Genomic DNA, 17,204 nt, shown 5'->3' with positions numbered 1-17,204 from the left:
GTGGGCGAATAAAGCCGCCGCTTTGTTGCGGTTGCGGTTGCGGTTGCGGTTGCGGTTGCGGTTGCGGTTGCGGTTGCGGTTGCGGTTGCGGTTGCGGTTGCGGTTGCGGTTGCGGTTGCGGTTGCGGTTGCGTGGGGTGGAGGCAGCTTTCAGAAAAGCCGCCCCCTTTTGGTCCTGCTGCTTAGCGCAGGGCGGCGATGCCTGTCAGTTCCACGCGCCATGCGGGGTTGGCCAGTTTGGCTTCCACAGTTGCGCGGGCCGGTTTGTTGTTGCGGTCAAGCCATGCATCCCAGGCGCGGTTCATGGCGGCCATATCGCTCATGTCAGCCAGAAAGATCTGAACAGAAAGTAGGCGGCTTTTATCCGTGCCAGCCTTGGCCAGCAGGGCGTCCACCTGCCCCAGAATATCGGCCATCTGGCCCTCGGCATCCAGCGAGGCATCATCGGCTACCTGTCCGGCCAGATGCACAAGGCCGTTGTAAATAACGGCACCCGTCAGGCGTTCTTCGGGCTCAAGGCGTGTAATGGTCATGAATAAGGGCTTTCTTGGTGGGGTTGGGGGTGGCTGGAACAGAATTGGCTCAGCACAGGGGCATGTTATCAATCAGCCGCACATCGCCAAGGCTTGCAGCCACAAACAGGCGTGCGGAAGGGTCTGATGGCTGTGTGGCCTGTAGATTTTTACTGGAGCGCAGTTCAAGGTAATGCACCGTGAAGCCTGCTTCTTCCAGATCCTGCCAGCAGGTTTTCAGGCAGGTTTCCGAATTTTTCCCTGCCTTCAGTTCCGCAATGCATGTGTGCAGGCTGGCGGGCAGGTGGGCGGCGCGGGCTCGCTGAACTGGCGTTAGCCGCCTGTTGCGGGACGAAAGAGCAAGCTGGTCAGCCTCACGCACGGTGGGCACGGGCAGAATGGAGACAGGCAGATCCAGATCCTGCACCAGACGGCGCACAATGCAGAGCTGCTGAAAATCTTTTTCACCAAAAGCGGCGATATCTGCACGGGTTTGCATGAACAGTTTGGTGACAATAGTGGCTACGCCATCAAAATGGCCGGGCCGGTCCCCCCCACACAGCATGGCGTCCAGCCCGGAAACAACCACGCGGGTTGAAAAGCCCGGGGCGTAAATCTGTGTCTCGTCTGGCGCGTAGAGTATATCCACGCCCCCCGTTTCTTCCAGCAATGCGGCATCAGCCTCCAACCCACGGGGGTAGAGGTGAAAATCATCCGGATTGTTGAACTGGATGGGGTTTACAAAAATGGTCACAATACGCCGGGTGGCCTTGCCATCCAGCGCCTTGACCAAGGCAAGATGGCCCGCATGCAGGGAGCCCATGGTGGGCACCACGCCAATGGTTTCGCCCGCACGGTGCCATTGTGTGACAATATCAGCCAGTTCCTGTCTGGTTTTGACAAGCTTCATTAATGCGTCCTGATGAACATAAAGAAAAAGGCCGCCACGGGGCAGGATGGCGTGCTTTCCATACCCCGTGTTGGCCCGCAATGCGTGCGTTTTACGGCTTTTCTGTAAAAGGCGCCAGAAGCAGGCGGTCGGCGGGGCTCAGGCGGGCAGCGGCAGTGCTGGCCTGATGCCAGTAAGGATAAAGCAGCGGCGGTTTGCTGGCCTCATCCAGCCGTTTGATCTGATCTTCAGAAAGCGTGAGGCTGGCAGCTTTCAGGTTATCTGCAAGCTGTTCATCCGTGCGGGCACCAATAACCACGGATGTTATGGCCGGGCGATGCATGGTCCAGGCCAGTGCCACCTGCGCGGCGGAGACGCCCAGTTCTTCCCCCACAGCCACCAGCACTTCTAGAATATCAAACAGCTTTTCCTTGTCATGCACCGGGGGTTCGCCCCAGTTTTCAAGCTGCCGCCCTTCTGGCATGGGCTTGTTGCGCCGATATTTGCCCGAGAGAAGCCCCCCGGCCAGCGGGCTCCAGACCTGCACGCCAATGGATTTATCCACCGCTATGGGCAGCAGTTCATACTCTGCTTCACGTGCTTGCAGGGTATAGTGAATCTGCTGGGCCACCGGGGCGATCAGGCGGTTCTGCTCAGCAATGGAGAGCGCCTTCATTAGATGCCAGCCGGAGAAGTTTGAAACACCAGCGTAGCGGATCTTGCCTGCTTTTGTCAGCGTATCCAGCGCTTCCAGCGTTTCGTCCAGCGGGGTGATGCCATCCCACTCATGCAGGTAGTAGAGATCAATGTGATCACGCCCCAGCCGTTTCAGGCTGGCTTCACAGGCGGCAATCAGATGATAGCGGGAAGAGCCCTCTCCATTTGGTCCATCATTGGTGCGGAAGCGGGCCTTGGTGGTTACCAGCGCTTCCTTGGTGCGGCCCTTGAGCGCCTGCCCCAGAATGATTTCTGATTCGCCCGAGGAATAGATGTCCGCCGTATCAAACATGTTGATCCCGGCATCCAGACATTGGTCAATCTGGCGGGAGGCACCTTTTACATCGGTGTTGCCGGTCTTGGCGAAGGTGCCTTTGCCGCCAAAGGTCATGGTTCCCAGTGTGAAGGCGGACACAAGCAGACCGGAACGGCCTAGCTGACGATATTGCACGTTTTTGTACTCCGTCACGTTTTTGTAAGTCCATACCCTTGGGGAGGGGGCGTGCCATGGCAAGGGCAGGGCAGCGTAACACACGGGTTTTTGAGCCTGATGAATGGCTGCTCCGCAGAGCTTGCAAGGGCGGAAGAAAGTGGGCTGGCTCTGTTTTCTGTGGCTGCTGTGTCAGCCCGCACGGTCACAGAAGGCTGTAGGCGGGCGACATTGGGCCCGGAGGAGAAGCGCATGGGGAATGGCGCAGGTGTCTCCCCTTCCGCATGGTTTCCGCGTGCATAAAAAAGAGGCCGCATGGGGTGCCAAATAGGGGCCTGCAAGAGGTGAGATTTCGGGCGGGCTGTGGTAGGACCAAAGGATGTCTTACGCTGATTTTGTCCATCTCCGTGTTCATTCCGCTTACTCCCTCAGTCAGGGGGCCATTCGTGTGCCAGAACTGGCGGGGATGGCGAAAGACATGCAGATGCCTGCCGTGGCCATTACGGATTCGGGCAATCTGTTCGGGGCGTTGGAATTCTCACAGTACTGCACCAAATCCGGCATACAGCCCATTATTGGCTGTCAGGTTGGTCTGCCGTCCCGGAATGACAAACCCGGCAGCCCGGCGGAGCCCATTGTGCTTCTGGCCCAGAACGAGGTGGGGCTGACCAACCTTCAGTTTCTCTCCTCCGAAGGGTTCAAGGAATCTGATCCGTCTGACCCGACTGTGCAGTTGGAGACACTGTTCGAGAAATCGGAAGGGCTGATGCTGTTTACGGGCGGCACACGGGGCCCGCTGTTCCAGATGCTGGCGGAAGGGCAGAAGGAAGAGGCCGAACGCTGGCTGGCGCAGATGCATGAAGCGTTTGATGATCGGCTGATTGTGGAACTGCACCGCCACAATCTTGCTATTGAAAAGGCCGTGGAGCCCGGCGTTCTGGCTCTGGCCAATCAGTTCGGCCTGCCGCTGGTGGCGACCAATGAATGTTTCTTCCCCAAGCCGGAAATGTATGAAGCCCATGATGCGCTGATCTGTATTGCGCAGGGCCGCACCATGGCCGAGCGTGACCGCTGGCGCGTGACGCCGGAACACTGGTTCAAGCCACCTGCCGTCATGCGGGAACTGTTTGCCGATCTGCCGGATGCCTGTGACAACACGCTGGAAATTGCTCGCCGCTGCGCCGTGAAGGTGGAAACGCGCAAGCCGCTGCTGCCCATCTGCCCCAAGGTGCGTGAAGGGGCTACGGAAGATGAAACCCTGCGCGCCATGGCGTGGGAAGGGCTGGAAAAACGCCTTGCGGGCATGAATGTGGATGAGGAAACCCGCAAGAAATATAGTGATCGTCTGGCATTTGAGCTGGATATTATCTCCAAGATGGGCTTCCCCGGTTACTTCATGATCGTTGCGGACTTCATTCAGTGGGGGAAGGCGCATGATATCCCGGTGGGGCCGGGGCGTGGGTCGGGTGCAGGTTCTCTGGCCGCATGGGCGTTGACCATCACGGATATTGATCCGCTGCCGTTCAATCTGCTGTTTGAACGGTTTCTGAATCCTGAACGTGTGTCCATGCCTGACTTTGATATCGACTTCTGTCAGGACCGGCGAGACGAGGTGATAGCCTATGTGCGGCGTGAATACGGGGCGGACCGTGTGGCGCAGATCATCACGTTCGGAAAATTGCAGGCCCGTGCTGCGGTGCGTGACGTGGGGCGTGTGCTGGGGCTGCCATATGGCATGGTCAACCGCGTTGCGGAACTGATCCCCAACAACCCCGCCAAACCTGTTACCCTGAAGGAAGCCATAGCGGGCGAGCCCAAATTGCAGGAAATGCGTGAAAGCGATGAATCGCTGCGCAGGCTTCTGGAAATTGGCCAGCAGATTGAAGGGCTTTTCCGCCACGCCAGTACACACGCCGCAGGTGTTGTGATTGGTGACCGCCCACTGGTGGAACTGGTGCCACTCTACCGAGACCCGAAGAGTGACATGCTGGTCACCCAGTATAACATGAAGTTTGTTGAACAGGCCGGGCTGGTCAAGTTCGACTTTCTGGGCCTGACAACCCTGACCATTTTGCAAAGGGGCGTTGGTTTCCTCAAGAAAATGGGTATTGAGGTTGATCTCAGCCGCATTCCGCTGAATGACCCTGCAACGTATGAAATGCTCAGCAAGGGTGACACCGCAGGCGTGTTCCAGTTTGAAGGCGCGGGTATGCGCGACGTTCTTAAACAGATGCGTCCCACCCGGCTGGAAGACCTGATTGCCGCCGTGGCGCTGTATCGTCCGGGGCCGATGGCGAACATTCCCGATTACTGTCGCCGGAAACATGGGGAGGCGTGGGAGCCCCCGCACGAGGAAATCCGCGATATTCTTGAAGAGACCTACGGCATTATGGTCTATCAGGAACAGGTGATGCAGATTGCCCAGAAAATGGCGGGCTACAGCCTTGGTGGTGCTGACCTTCTGCGTCGCGCCATGGGTAAGAAGATCCGTGCGGAAATGGATACGCAGCGCGAAATCTTTACGGAAGGGGCCGTAAAACGCGGCATTGACCGTGACAAAGCCGTTGAGGTGTTTGACCTCATGGCAAAATTTGCTGACTACGGCTTTAACAAATCTCACGCGGCGGCATACGCGCTTGTTTCCTACCAAACGGCGTGGATGAAGGCTAACCATCCTGTTGCCTTCCTTGCAGGTTGTATGTCTTTGGCGCGGGAACGCACGGAAAAACTGGCGGCCCTGCGGCAGGAAGCCGAGCGTATGGGCATCAAGGTGTTGCCGCCGGATGTTAATAAATCGGAAGCCGATTTCTCGGTTGAGACATTGCCTGATGGTACCAACGGTATTCGCTACGCGCTGGCTGCCATCAAGAAGGTGGGGTTTAGCGCTATGGAGGCGCTTGTTGCCGCACGGGGCAACAAACCGTTCAAGGACATAACGGATTTTGCCACACGGGTGGACCCGAAGCAGATCAACCGCATGCAGATGGAAAATCTGGCCAAAGCGGGGGCCTTTGAGTGTCTGGATAAAAACCGGGCGCGTGTGTACCGCTCTGCTGATACCATTCTGCGGCGGGCGCAAAGTCAGGCGCAGGAAGCTGCGTCCGGCCAGATTGGCCTGTTTGGCGGTGGTGGGGATGTGGAGCCCCTGCGCATGGTGGATGGTTCCGACTGGCCAGAGTTTGAACGGCTGGCCATGGAAGCAGAAGCCATTGGCTTTCACATGACGGCCCATCCGCTAGACGCCTATGGCCCGGTTCTGCGCCGGTTGGGGGCAACAAAATCGTCAGCTCTTCTGTCTGCGGCGGAGGCCGGGGTAGGGCGTGTCAGCATTGCCGGATGTGTGGTGGACAAGAAAGAACGCCCCACGCGCACGGGCAACAAGATGGCATGGGTGCGCTTGTCTGATGCTTCTGGCGGGTGTGAAGTGACCGTGTTTTCTGAAGTGCTCGGTCGGGTGCGGGAAAGTCTGGTGCCGGGCACAGCGGTTCTGGTCAAAGCGGACCTGAAACTGGAAGGCGAAGCCCTGCGTATTACGGCCAGTGATATTATGGAACTGGAGCAGGCCGCGGCACAGGGTGCGAGCGAAATGCGCGTGTGGGTGGAGCGGGAAGATGCGCTGGCCCAACTGAGCGCCCTGCTGAACGAACAGCGCGGCGGTCCCGGCCGCATTGTGTTGATGCCGGGGCTGGATGAAACCTGTGATGTGGAAGTGCGCTTGAAAGGTGGCTACCGCGTGACCCCTCTGCTGGGCCAAAAACTGAAGACACTACCGGGTATTTCCCGTGTCGAGCAGGTGTGACGCCAGCAAGAAAAATGGGGTCGGGGCTCTCTGTTTATAGCGCGGCGTATTGGGCGAATGCACCACGCCTTTCAGGTGAGAGAACAGGCGTGAAAGACAGCAAGCCTACGGCAGAGAGGACTGGGCGTTGATCTCCTCCTCAGGCGCTTTTTATGATTTTCCGCACAGGAGCCCGAAGGGAGCATGAAGAGCGTGCACGTATGGGCGCGTGAAGTGCCATGGCGGGAGCCGGAAACGGTTTTTGCCGCATGGGGGGAGGCTCCATGGTGCGCGTTTCTGGATAGCGGTGGTCCGGTGGTGGACAGAAGTCGCTGGCAGATTTTCTGCACGGCGCCACGCCATGTTCTGAGCGTGAAAAACGGTCTGATTATTCAGGATGCCGAACCTGCCGTTCCCTTTACACCCTCCGATCTCTTCGCTCGGCTGAGGCGCATCATGCCTGCCGCCATGCGGGTGGACGACGAAACGGGTGCTTATGCCCTGCCATTTCATGGGGGATGGATTGGTTTTGCAGGCTATGGGCTAGGGCAGGCTCTGGAACAGATCAGGGTGGATCATCGTGTTTCAGATGAACCGGATTTTGCCGCCGGGTTTTATGATCACGCATTTCTGTGGGATCGTCTTGAAAAACGTGCCTTTATTACCGGGTTATTCACCAGTGAAACGGAGGGCGCTCCAGCCTCCGAACCATGGCAGGCGCATGTGGCAGCCTGGCATGATCTGCCTACGGTTTCTGCTTCCCATGCGCCGTTGCCAGCCGTCACGTTTGTGCCGGATCAGACGCGGGAGTCCTATTGCGCGGCGGTGGCGCGGGCGCGGGATTATATTGCGGCGGGTGATATTTTTCAGGTGAACATCACAGGCCGATATAGCAGCCATTTTTCAGAAGATTTTTCAAATGTGGCGCTTTATCTGGCGCTGCGTCAGCATGCTCCGGCACCTTTCGGGGCGTATCTTGGGTGCGGGGTTGGCTATGCGTTGCATTCCACATCGCCAGAGCAGTTTTTGCAGGTGAACGCGCAACGGGGCGTCACGTCCCGTCCTATCAAGGGCACGGCCCCACGCGGGCGCACGCCGGAGGAGGACAGCGCTTTTGCCGCCGCTCTGGCGCTGGATGAAAAAGAGCGTGCCGAGAACCTGATGATTGTGGATCTGATGCGTCATGATATCGGACGGGTGGCGCGGGTAGGGAGCATGAGCGTGCCGGAGTTTCTGGCGGTGGAACGTTTTGCCCATGTGCATCATCTGGTGTCTGAAGTGCGGGGGGAGTTGGCCGCGGGGCGGGATGTGTTTGATCTGCTGCAAGCCACCCTGCCGCCGGGGTCTGTGACCGGCGCGCCCAAACATAGAGCCATGGAAATTATAGAAGAACTGGAAGCCTCTCCACGTGGAGCATATTGCGGCAGCGTGTTCTGCATCGGGGTGGAGGGCAGGATGGAAAGTTCCGTCATTATCCGCACGGTTACGCGCGTGGCAGACCGCCTGACGCTGGCATCGGGTGGGGGGATTACCATTCTTTCCGATCCTGAAAAGGAATATGAGGAAATGCGCTTGAAGCTGGCTCCCTTCTTTTCCTTGTTTGGTGGTGCGGCATGACGTTTGTCTGGCTGAACGGGCAGGTGTATGAGGCCGCGCAGGCCCATGTGAGTCTGGCGGACAGAGGGTTGACGCTGGGAGACGGCCTGTTTGAAACAATACGTGTCAAGAACGGAAATCTTCTGCATCTGGACAGGCACATGCAGCGTTTGCAGGAGGGAAGTGCCGTGCTGGTTCTGCCCGTCCCTTCAGGCGAGGAGGTCGCGCAGGCTGCAAAAGCACTTCTGGCAGCAACAGGGCTGCAAAACGGCTCAGCACGCCTTACGGTGACGCGTGGCGTAGGGCCGCGTGGCCTTGCCCCACCGCAGGATGTTCGGCCGACTGTTTTCATGACCGTTGCGGCAGGTACAGCGCGTGTGGCGTCCGTCTCGGTCATGACCAGCCAGTTGGTGCGCCGGGATGAGCAATCTCCGTTGAGCCGTATCAAAAGTCTGAATTATCTGCCCAACATTCTGGCACGGCAGGAGGCAGAACGGGCCGGGTACGGGGATGCGTTGCTTCTGAACGTGCAGGGGCGCGTGGCGGAAACCACTGTCAGCACGTTGGTGCTTCAGGAACAGGAAAAATTTGTCACGCCGTCTGTGGCGGAGGGAGCGTTGCCGGGGGTAGCGCGGGGCGTGCTGTTGCAGACGGGCCTGATGACGGAAGAAAAGGTGGAGCAACCACGTTTGCAGCAGGCGACCGCACTCTATCTGGTTAATAGTCTGGGGCTGCGGGTGGTTTCTTTGCTCAATGGGCAAGAAATGGCGCACTGTTTTTCTGGTTTGCGCACATTATGCGCAGCGCTGGATGTTGCTCAGGATTGATACAAGGGTACGGATTGGTTCCGTTGCAAGCCGAGAGTCAAAGGGCATGATCCCGTTTGCGACAATGGCCTCTGATGCTGAGGATTTTCAAACCGTGCTTTCAGGAGAAAACATCTTTTCAAAGGAACTTCTGTAAAACTGGTCAGTTAGGTCAGGAGAGTTGTCTATTATAACAGCAGCACAGAGAGACCAACCATGGCTATCCGCTTACATTCGCTTCTGCTGGGAGCAGCACTTATTACAGCCCCGGCATTTGCTCTGGCCCAGGACGACAGCAGCAAGCCGCCTACGGCTGATTCCGCAGCATCACAGGTTGGCAAACCGCCTCCGGCAGCGGTGGATAAAAACGGCAAACGGATTGATCCTTCCAAAAAACTCTGGACCAACCCGCGCACGGAGGCCGAACAGCCGGGCACCCAGCCTCCGCCCAATGACAAACCTGCGGGAACAACGGAAAGCAACAAGCAATCCACCACGCCACCGCACGCCTATCAGCCCGGCAAGTATCAGAACGGCAAATATAGCCGCCAGCGGCCAACGCCCCCACATACCGAAACTCAGCCGCAGAACTGAGGGCGCGCTCCACTGTTAAGGAGGGAGCAGGCTTCTTTTGGAAGCTGTTCCCACCCGCGGGCGGTGTTTCGAGTGTTTCCCGTAATTCCTGCCAGACAGGCTGCCATTTCCGTTCTGCATATGGGCTTGCCCTGCGGGACGGCAAGGCGGCTTTTTTGCGTGACGTGATAGGCACGCCTCTTCTTCATGGGCTAATCTGGCATGCAGAGGCCGGGGTTGTATGATGGCAACCACAGGCTCAATCGTAACATGCAGGAATTGTGTGAGGTTGTGTTCGCACCGAACAGCAGCCTCTGGTCATGGGAAAGGACGGGCACGCCATGCTGGTGGAAGCTTCTCGGAGTGAAACGGCTCAACAGGCTGAAGCGCCGGAATATGATCTTCGGCAGATCGATAGTAATCCGAATTTCTGGTATCCGGTGGCGTGGGCGCACAAGGTGCGTCCGGGCAAGGCTTTTCCCACCCGCTATGCTGGCCACCCCATTGCGCTGATCCGCCCGGAAAAAGGGCCGGTCTATGCCCTGGAAGACCGTTGCGCGCATCGTCAGGTGCCCCTGAGCAAAGGGCTGGTGGAAGGCGACTGCATCAAGTGCTGTTATCATGGATGGGCGTTTGACCGCGCAGGCAAATGCGTGACCGTGCCCTACCTGAACCGTTCGGATGTGGGGCGGCCCGTGCGGGCGTATCCATGCCGGGAAAAGGCGGGCCTGATTTTCATTTTCCCCGGAGATCCCGCTCTGGCCGAGACTGTGCAGGTGCCCGATATCGCGCAGGTAGGGAATCCGGAATACAAGACGCGCCAGTTCGGCCCGCGTCTGAAATGCCACTACACCTTCATGCATGAAAACCTGATGGACATGAACCATCAGTTTCTGCACCGCCGCCAGATGGGCTCCATCACGGCGCGCTTTCTGGGGCAGGACAAGGGCGATAACTTTCTGGAAGCCCGTTACAGCTTTGCCCGCAAGGGCGGCAACCAGCCGCTGGCCGAAGCCCTGATTTTTGGCAAGCACCATGATCTGGAGGGGCGGGAGCAGCCGGTAGAGGAAGTGGTGTCCATCCGCACCACCTACCCGTATCAGACGCTGAAAATTCATGACAAGGACGGCGATCTGATCATGGATCTATGGGCCTGTTACGTGCCGCTGGGCTCTGACCAGCAGGGCACGCAGGCGTTTGGTCTGTTGTCTGTCAAGAAACCCAAATGGGGTTTTCTGCTTGATCTGGCATGGCCCGCGCTGGGGCTGTTCACGCACCGTATCTTTGAAGAAGACCGCGAGATTGTGGAGCTTGAGCAGAAAGCATGGCGTGAACTGGGTGGGGACCACAATGTAGAAGTGTTCCCCATCGTCAAGGCGTTGCGGGCTCTGCTGGCCCGTGGGGGCGTGCCCAACAAGGCAGCCAGACCGCTGAAAAAGGGCTGAAAACACACTTTTTGCCTTGCATGGGCCAGCGAAAACCGCCATATCGGCATCGCTTGGCCCAGGCCGGGACGACGCACGCGAAGCCTTCACCCTCTGGTGTCCTGTTCACGCAGGGCAGTGCTTCGCGGAGGATTAACCAGAATGGTAGGAAAAACGCCCCATGGCGATGCCTGATTTCACACTCCGTCAGCTTCTGGAAGCTGGCGTTCACTTTGGTCACCACACCCGCCGGTGGAACCCGCGCATGGAGCCGTATCTGTTCGGCGTGCGCAACCAGGTTCACATCATTGACCTGCAGCAGACCGTTGGCCTGCTTGACCGCGCCCTGCAGGCAATCCGCAACACTGTTGCCGGTGGTGGCCGCGTTCTGTTTGTTGGCACCAAGCGCGCCGCAGCCGAACCGATTGCTGAAGCCGCCAAGCGTTGTGGCCAGTATTATGTGAACCACCGTTGGCTGGGCGGTATGCTCACCAACTGGAAGACCATCACGGGTTCCATCAAGCGTCTGCGCCAGATTGAAGAAATGCTGGACGGCGGCACGGCCGGTCTGACCAAGAAAGAAATTCTTGATATGACCCGCGACCGCGACAAGCTGGAACGCTCCCTGGGTGGTATCAAGGAAATGGGCGGCCTGCCCGATATCCTGTTCATCATCGACACCAACAAGGAAAAGCTGGCTGTTGAAGAAGCCAACAAGCTGGGCATTCCGGTTGTGGCCATTCTGGACAGCAACTCTGATCCGAAGGGCGTGACCTTCCCGATTCCGGGGAATGATGACGCCATCCGCGCGATCTCCCTGTACTGTGATCTGGTGTCCTCCGCTGTTCTGGACGGGATTTCCGCTGAACTCGGCGCTTCTGGCCAGGATTTCGGTGCTGCTGAAGAGCTGCCGATTGATCCGGCTCTGGAAACGGAAGCAGCTCCTGCTGCTGAAGCTCCGGCTCCGGCTGCAAACTGAAGTTGACTGACAGGCGGGCCTTTTGCCCGCCTGTTTCAGATGAGATGGGTGCCTGCGCGCAGGCACAAACAGCCCGGTGCGCGCCCCTACACGGGCGCGTTCCGGTTTTTAAGGAGTGACAGATATGGCGGCTATTACCGCTGCACTGGTGAAGGAACTGCGCGAAAAGACCGGCGCAGGCATGATGGACTGCAAAAAAGCGCTGAACGAAGCCAATGGTGAAATTGAAGGCGCCATTGACTGGCTGCGCACCAAAGGTCTGGCTGCTGCTGCCAAGAAGTCCGGCCGTACCGCTGCTGAAGGTCTGGTAGGCGTTGCGTCTGAAGACAAGAAAGCCTCCATGGTTGAGGTGAACGCCGAAACCGACTTCGTGGCCCGTAACGAAGCCTTCCAGAACTTTGTGGAAAGCGTTGCCAAGGTTGCCCTGAAGGTTGGCGAAGATCTGGAAGCCATCAAGGCCGCTACGCTGGAAACCGGCCGCACGGTTGCTGATGAACTGACGCACCTGATTGCCACCATTGGCGAAAACATGTCCCTGCGTCGCGCCCGTGTGTTCACGGTGCCGTCTGGCGTTGTGGCAACCTATGTGCACGGCGCGCTGCGTCCGGGCCTGGGCAAGATTGGTGTTCTGGCTGCCATTGAAGCCCCCACGGCTGATGATGCCATTGAACAGCTTGGCCGTCAGGTTGGCATGCATGTTGCTGCTACCCGTCCGTCTTCTCTGGATGTGACCAGCCTGGACCCGGAAGAAGTTGAGCGTGAACGCGCTGTTCTGGTTGAACAGGCTCGCGCTTCTGGTAAGCCGGAAGCGATCATCGAAAAGATGATCGAAGGCCGTATCCGCAAGTTCTATGAAGAAGTTGTGCTTCTGGAACAGGTGTGGGTGCATGATGGCGAAACCCGCGTGAAGAACGTGCTGGAAAAAGCTGGCGTGAAGCTGGTTGGCTTTGACCGCTTCCAGCTGGGTGAAGGCATTGAAAAAGAAGCCGATGACTTTGCTGCTGAAGTAGCGAAAGTCTCTGGCGTCTGATTTCAGGCGAACCTGACTGATGCAACAGGGCGGGACTTCCCAGGATAGGGAGGCTCCCGCCCTTGTGCTTTCTGCCTTCCCGTTGGGGGAGGTCAACGCCCGCGTGCATGTGCTGACCGAAGAGAATGGTCTGGTGCATGGCGTGGCGTACGGCGCACGCTCCCGTGCAGGGAGTGCGCTGTGGCAACCGGGCAATGTGGTGAAAACCCGGTTTCAGACCCGCAGCACAGGCACCATGCCCCGCCTGTCTGGCGAGATGCTGTACGGATGTGGTTTTCGGCTGCTGGATGCGCCGCTGGCTTTGTCCATGATGCAGTCTGTGTGCGTTTTGGCTGATACGGCCCTGCCAGAAGGCGAGCCTTGCCCGGCTCTGTTTGCCCATACTCTGAAATTGCTGACTTTTCTGGGAATGGACCCTGCCGTGTCCGAACAGGAAGGGTTGCCGCATGTTGTGCGGTGGGAACTGGCGCTTCTGGCCGATCTGGGGTTCGGGCTGGATCTCTCCTGTTGCGCGGTAACAGGGGCGACGGAGGGACTGGCCTATGTTTCCCCGCGCACAGGTAAGGCCGTGACGGAAGAGGGCGCAGGGGAGTGGAAAAACCGCCTGCTGCCGCTCCCGGCGTTTCTGCTGTCTGATGAAGAGACCGGCACGAAGCAGGACTGGTTGGCTGGCCTCCGTCTGACCAGTTATTTTTTGGCGCGGGATGCCTACGGGCAACGCCATAGACCCATGCCCGCAGCGCGGGAACGGCTGGAAGAGCGTGTGGCGCGTCTGGCCGATGCCGAAGAAAAGGCGGAGACGCTTGTTGAGCATGATCAGCCGCCCGAAAAAAGTGCTGACCCTTCCGAGTGAGGGGGATGATGATCACTCCCGCAGGGGAATACGCACCCATTCTCTCATAACGCCTCCTTCAGCAGTTTCTGGATGTTAGCTGATGAATGACTGCTCGTGCAGGAACTGTTCCGCCAGATGGGGCCATGTGAGGGTTGGCGTGCCGGGGCGGCCTAGCCCGAAGCCATGACCACCGGTGGCAAAAAGGTGCCGGGTGACAGGCACGGCATTCTGCTGACACGCTTGCTCTAACAGGGCTGTCTGGCCCGGGGCGGCAATCGGGTCATCCGCTGCCTGAACCAGAAAGAACGGCGGGCCGCCGTGCCGAATGTAAGGGGGAATGGACCATGCCCGCGCATCTGCCTGCGTTGGGTGCGGGCCGAGTAATGTGCGGCTTGTATGCGTATGGTTATATGGCGGTTCCAGAGAAATGATGGGATAGGCGAGGAGGGCCAGCGCTACCTTGATGGGGGCGGTGTCTGCGGTATCCGTGGGGGAGTAGGTCTGCCAATCAGGGCGGGTGGCGCATAACCCCAGCAAATGCCCTCCGGCAGAAAATCCCAGAATACCAATGCGGTCAGGGTCAATGCCATACTGACGGGCATGGGTGCGGAGCAGCCGTATGGCGCGTTGGGCATCCTGAAAGGGCGCGAGGGACGCCGCATGCCATCCTTCTTCTGGTAGCCGGTAAGTGAGCACCCCTACGGTTATGCCAAGTTTTTGCAGCCAGCGTGTGGCAGGCGTGGCTTCCTTGCGTTGCGTGATGTGCTGATATCCTCCCCCTGCCGCTACGATCATGGCCGCGCCATTGGGGCGGGCCGGACGGTAGATCTGAAGCACGGGTTCGGAAATGCCTGTCAGAGAGCCGGTGGGGGAAAGATGGGGTGTGTGATTGTCCGGGCCGCCTCCGCCGGGTGGTGTGGCGGGCCATAACGGGAGCACCGTTGCATCCGGCAGGGAGAGAAGGGGAGCCGCAGGCGTTTCAGCCCGCGCGCGGCTTCTGGTGATCACGCAGGAGGCTGTGCCTGTCAGAACCGTTCTGCGCGTAAGCCGGGGCATGGGGTGTCCTCAAGAAAAAGCGGTGGAGAAGAAACCGGCGGCACAGGCCAAAGAAAGCCTATCACCTTTTCCGACTCTTTGCTGAGGGCTGGAACAAAAGGGCAAGCAACGCTATGTGTCCAGGCGGGCGAGAGCCTGCACAGTGTCCGGGGAGCAGGAAATGAGCGAGACGTTTGAAGGCCATGTGGAAGAGACCAAGCTGGCGGATGCGCTGAGCGAACGGTATCTGGCCTATGCGCTGTCCACTATCATGTCCCGCTCTCTGCCGGATGTGCGTGATGGGTTGAAGCCGGTGCACCGGCGGTTGGTGTATGCCATGCACCAGTTGAAGCTGGACCCCTCGGCGGGCTTCAAGAAGTGCGCCCGCGTGGTGGGGGATGTGATTGGTAAGTTCCACCCCCATGGCGATGCCTCTGTTTATGAAGCGCTCGTGCGTCTGGCGCAGGATTTTGCTGCCCGCTACCCGCTGGTGGAAGGTCAGGGCAATTTTGGCTCGATTGACGGCGATAATGCCGCCGCCATGCGATACACCGAGGCTCGGCTGACAGAAGTTGCCCGTGCGCTGCTGGATGGCATTGAAAACGATGCCGTGGATTTCCGCCCCACCTATGATGGAGAGGAGCAGGAGCCGGTTGTGCTTCCGGCAGCCTTCCCGAACCTGCTGGCCAATGGGGCATCCGGTATTGCGGTGGGTATGGCCACCAGTATTCCCCCGCACAACGCGGCGGAAGTGTGCGCTGCTGCTGCCTTGCTGGTGCGCAAGCCCCAGAGCACCACGGAAGACCTGCTGAAGCTGATGCCGGGCCCGGATTTTCCCACAGGCGGCCTGATTGTTGAAGATTCCGACGCCATTCTGAAAGCCTATGAGACCGGGCGCGGCAGCTTCCGCATGCGTGCCCGCTGGGAAGTGGAGCAGGGCCGGTTTGGCACGTGGCAGATCATTGTCACGGAAATTCCGTATCAGGTGCAGAAATCACGCCTGATCGAGCAGGTGGCTGACCTGCTGGAGCAGAAAAAGCTGCCGCTGCTGGGGGATATCCGGGATGAAAGCACGGATGTGATCCGGCTGATTCTGGAACCCAAAACCCGCGGGATCGAACCAGAAGTGCTGATGGAAACCATGTTCCGGGCCACGCAGCTTGAAAGCCGGTTTGGCCTGAACATGAACGTGCTGGGCGCAGACCGTGCCCCCGGTGTGCTGGGCCTGAAGGATGTGCTGCAGGCGTGGCTGGACCACCGGCACGAGGTTCTGGAACGTCGCACCCGCCACCGTCTGGACGCTGTGGAGCGGCGGCTGGAAATTCTCAGCGGCTTCCTGGCGGTTTATCTCAATCTGGATGAGGTGATCCGCATTATCCGGGAAGAGGATGACGCCAAGGCCTGCCTGATCAGCACGTTCACGCTTACGGATATGCAGGCCGAGGCGGTGCTCAACATGCGCCTGCGTAGCCTGCGCAAGCTGGAAGAGCTCGAAATCCGCAAGGAGTATGACAAGCTTTCCGCTGAACGGGATGACCTTCTCAAGCTGCTGGGTGATGAAAAACTGCGCTGGTCCCGTATTGGCCGCGAACTGGATGGCATGGTCAAACAGTTTGGGGCCGGTGCACTGGGGCAGCGCCGCAGCACGCTGCTGTCCGCGCCCAAGCCGGTTGATATCTCCGTGGTGGAAACGGTGGAGCGCGAACCCATTACCCTGATCCTGTCTCAGAAAGGGTGGGTGCGTGCTATCAAAGGGCATGCCATTGATCTGGAAAACCAGAAGTTCAAGGAAGGCGATGGTCTGAAACTGGCGGTGCCCTGCCAGACGACAGACAAACTGTGCTTCTTTGGCACGGACGGGCGGGCCTTTACCCTCAAGGGGGCGGATCTGCCGCGTGGCCGTGGTGATGGCCAGCCGGTGCGCCTGCTGTTTGATCTGGGTAATGATGAAGATCTGATAGCGGTTTTTGCAGTCAAGGAAGGGGCAAAACGGCTTGTGGCATCCAGCGCAGGGCGCGGCATGCTGGTGGAAGAAGACAGCATGGTGGCCGAAAAACGCTCTGGCCGTCAGGTGCTCAATCTGAAGGAAGGCGAATACGCCAAGATTTGCAGCCCGGCGGAAGGTGATCAGGTTGCTGTGTTAGGCGATAATCGCCGCTTCCTGATTTTTCCGGCTGAGCAGTTGCCCGTCATGGGCCGGGGGCTGGGCGTGGCGTTGCAGAAATATGCAGATGGCGGCCTGCGGCAGGCCATGGTGTTCTCCTCCACGGACGGGTTGCTCTGGCCCGGTGCCGTGCGCGTTCGCCAGTTTGCTGATTTGCAGGAATGGGTGGGTAAACGTGCTGCGGTAGGCAAAAACGCTCCCGCCTGGGCTCTGAAAAAGGCCTGACCTGGTAAGGGGTATGGCAGAATAGTCATGCCCCGGTCGTGTTCCTCAGTGCAGTCTGAATAGTCAGCACATAAGGGCCAGATAGAACGTTTTGAAGCTGAAAAGCGGATGTGAAAGCGTGGGGGGCGGATATCTGGACGACGATAGCCTTCACCGTTCGTTATCGCGGGGCGAAAATCCAACGCACGCAGCCGCTACGGTGGCGGCCGAAT

General features: G+C 58.8%; 13 protein-coding genes. 9 read left to right on the top strand and 4 right to left on the bottom strand.

Going from position 1 to position 17,204, the window contains the following annotated elements:
* Nucleotides 1-181: 181 nt before the first annotated feature.
* From ASN_RS02760 to ASN_RS02750, 3 genes are all read right to left on the bottom strand, one after another.
* Nucleotides 182-532: a RidA family protein gene (locus ASN_RS02760; RefSeq protein ID WP_058987136.1), complete on the bottom strand. Its 351-nt coding sequence runs from the start codon at nt 530-532 to the stop codon at nt 182-184.
* Between the two features lie 49 nt (nt 533-581).
* Nucleotides 582-1,421: a pantoate--beta-alanine ligase gene (gene panC / locus ASN_RS02755; protein ID WP_058989079.1), complete on the bottom strand. Its 840-nt coding sequence runs from the start codon at nt 1,419-1,421 to the stop codon at nt 582-584.
* Nucleotides 1,422-1,512: 91 nt separating this feature from the next.
* A complete protein-coding gene (locus ASN_RS02750) occupies nt 1,513-2,568 on the bottom strand; it encodes an aldo/keto reductase (RefSeq protein WP_058989078.1) in 1,056 nt (351 codons plus the stop codon).
* 358 nt (nt 2,569-2,926) lie between these two features.
* Here ASN_RS02750 and dnaE point away from each other — a divergent pair, with 358 nt between their 5' ends.
* The 8 genes from dnaE (at nt 2,927) to recO (ending at nt 13,586) form a co-directional block, all read left to right on the top strand.
* The gene (dnaE, locus tag ASN_RS02740; protein WP_058987134.1) at nt 2,927-6,346 is read left to right on the top strand and encodes a DNA polymerase III subunit alpha; all 3,420 of its coding nucleotides are present in this window, start codon (nt 2,927-2,929) and stop codon (nt 6,344-6,346) included.
* Between the two features lie 183 nt (nt 6,347-6,529).
* Nucleotides 6,530-7,942 (top strand): aminodeoxychorismate synthase component I, encoded by a 1,413-nt coding sequence (pabB, locus tag ASN_RS02735; RefSeq protein ID WP_058987133.1) that lies wholly within the window; start codon nt 6,530-6,532, stop codon nt 7,940-7,942.
* The gene (locus ASN_RS02730; protein ID WP_058987132.1) at nt 7,939-8,748 is read left to right on the top strand and encodes an aminotransferase class IV; all 810 of its coding nucleotides are present in this window, start codon (nt 7,939-7,941) and stop codon (nt 8,746-8,748) included. The genes pabB and ASN_RS02730 overlap by 4 nt, the downstream gene beginning before the upstream one ends.
* A gap of 195 nt (nt 8,749-8,943) precedes the next feature.
* On the top strand, nt 8,944-9,321 hold the full coding sequence (locus tag ASN_RS02725; RefSeq protein WP_006558743.1) for a hypothetical protein: 378 nt from the start codon (nt 8,944-8,946) through the stop codon (nt 9,319-9,321).
* Nucleotides 9,322-9,641: 320 nt separating this feature from the next.
* Nucleotides 9,642-10,745, top strand: a complete 1,104-nt coding sequence (locus ASN_RS02720) for a Rieske 2Fe-2S domain-containing protein (protein WP_058989077.1) — start codon at nt 9,642-9,644, stop codon at nt 10,743-10,745.
* Between the two features lie 160 nt (nt 10,746-10,905).
* Nucleotides 10,906-11,703 (top strand): 30S ribosomal protein S2, encoded by a 798-nt coding sequence (gene rpsB / locus ASN_RS02715; RefSeq protein ID WP_039904457.1) that lies wholly within the window; start codon nt 10,906-10,908, stop codon nt 11,701-11,703.
* A 124-nt stretch (nt 11,704-11,827) separates the two neighbouring features.
* The gene (gene tsf / locus ASN_RS02710; protein WP_039904455.1) at nt 11,828-12,733 is read left to right on the top strand and encodes a translation elongation factor Ts; all 906 of its coding nucleotides are present in this window, start codon (nt 11,828-11,830) and stop codon (nt 12,731-12,733) included.
* A gap of 19 nt (nt 12,734-12,752) precedes the next feature.
* Nucleotides 12,753-13,586, top strand: coding sequence for a DNA repair protein RecO (gene recO, locus ASN_RS02705; RefSeq protein WP_039904453.1), 834 nt, complete (start codon nt 12,753-12,755; stop codon nt 13,584-13,586).
* A 75-nt stretch (nt 13,587-13,661) separates the two neighbouring features.
* Here recO and ASN_RS02700 read toward each other — a convergent pair whose 3' ends face one another.
* The gene (locus ASN_RS02700; protein WP_058987131.1) at nt 13,662-14,624 is read right to left on the bottom strand and encodes an alpha/beta hydrolase; all 963 of its coding nucleotides are present in this window, start codon (nt 14,622-14,624) and stop codon (nt 13,662-13,664) included.
* 160 nt (nt 14,625-14,784) lie between these two features.
* Between ASN_RS02700 and parC the strand changes: the two genes are divergently transcribed.
* The gene (gene parC / locus ASN_RS02695; RefSeq protein WP_039904451.1) at nt 14,785-16,992 is read left to right on the top strand and encodes a DNA topoisomerase IV subunit A; all 2,208 of its coding nucleotides are present in this window, start codon (nt 14,785-14,787) and stop codon (nt 16,990-16,992) included.
* Nucleotides 16,993-17,204 lie beyond the last annotated feature (212 nt).

The sequence above is a fragment of the Acetobacter senegalensis genome, assembly GCF_001499615.1.
Taxonomy (GTDB): domain Bacteria; phylum Pseudomonadota; class Alphaproteobacteria; order Acetobacterales; family Acetobacteraceae; genus Acetobacter; species Acetobacter senegalensis.
This window is presented reverse-complemented; position numbering and strand designations above follow the sequence as displayed.